The organism is Microbacterium sp. zg.Y909, from assembly GCF_024626565.1.
This window is the reverse complement of record NZ_JANJFJ010000666.1, coordinates 1-1,224: the sequence shown is the minus strand read 5'-3', so window position 1 is coordinate 1,224 and position 1,224 is coordinate 1. Positions and strand designations below refer to the sequence as shown.

At 68.4% G+C, this 1,224-nt stretch carries 1 protein-coding gene; it reads right to left on the bottom strand.

What is annotated here, in order from left to right:
- Positions 1-1,171, bottom strand: a 1,171-nt coding sequence (locus tag NQ160_RS23980) for an LLM class flavin-dependent oxidoreductase (protein WP_257517478.1), incomplete at its 3' end; no start/stop codon positions are given.
- Between the last annotated feature and the right edge of the window lie 53 nt (positions 1,172-1,224).

The window sequence follows — 1,224 nt, the reverse complement described above, 5'->3', positions numbered from 1 at the left end:
CGAAGGCGGCACCGGACGGAGCGTCCTGATAGGGCGAGGGACCGCTGAGGTTGTCGCCGCGGTTGGCGCGCGGGCGCGCCTCGCGCGGGGCGGCGTCGCCGTAGACCTCGGCCACGCGGGCGGCGTGGGTGGGGGCGTCGGGCACGTCGGCCGGCCTGTTCTGAGCGAACTCGCGACGCAGCACCGGCACGACCTCTCCGCCGAGGAAGTCCAGCTGCTCGAGCACCGTCTTCAGCGGAAGGCCGGCGTGGTCCATCAGGAACAGCTGACGCTGGTAGTCGCCGAATACGTCGCGCATGCCGGCGTACCGGTCGATGACCTGCTGTGGCGAGCCCACTGTCAGCGGGGTCATTTCGCTGAAGTCCTCCAGCGACGGACCGTGGCCGTAGACGGGCGCGTTGTCGAAGTACGGCCGGAACTGGGCGACGGCATCCTGGGAGTTCTTCGCCATGAACGCCTGGCCTCCCAGGCCCACGATCGCCTGCTGCGCAGTGCCGTGACCGTAGTGGGCGTAGCGCTGGCGATACAGGTCGATGAGTCGCTGGTAGTGCTCGGCGGGCCAGAAGATGTTGTTGGCGAAGAAGCCGTCACCGTAGTACGCGGCCTGCTCAGCGATCTCCGGAGTGCGGATGGAGCCGTGCCAGACGAACGGAGCGACGCCGTCGAGCGGCCGCGGCGTCGACGTGAAGCCCTGCAGCGGGGTGCGGAACTTCCCCTCCCAGTCCACGACGTCCTCTCGCCACAGCTTGTGCAGAAGCGCATAGTTCTCCACCGCCAGCGGCAGGCCCTGCCGGATGTCCTTGCCGAACCAGGGGTAGACCGGCCCGGTGTTGCCACGGCCGAGCATGAGGTCCATGCGGCCGCCAGAGACGTGCTGCAGCATCGCGTAGTCCTCGGCGATCTTCACCGGGTCGTTGGTGGTGATCAGCGTCGTCGCCGTGGACAGGATCAGTCGTCGGGTGCGTGCGGCGATGTACGCCAGCGTCGTTGTGGGCGAGGACGACCAGAACGGCGGATTGTGGTGCTCGCCCAGCGCGAAGACGTCCAGCCCCAGCTGCTCGGCGTGCTCGGCGATCGTGAGGGTCGCCTGGATCCGCTCGGCCTCGCTGGGAGTGCGCCCCGTGGTCGGGTCCTGCGTGATGTCGCTCACGGTGAAGATGCCGAACTGCATCTGTGTGCCGGTGCTCATGTCGTCCACGGTCGTTCTCCGCTCCCGGATGCCGA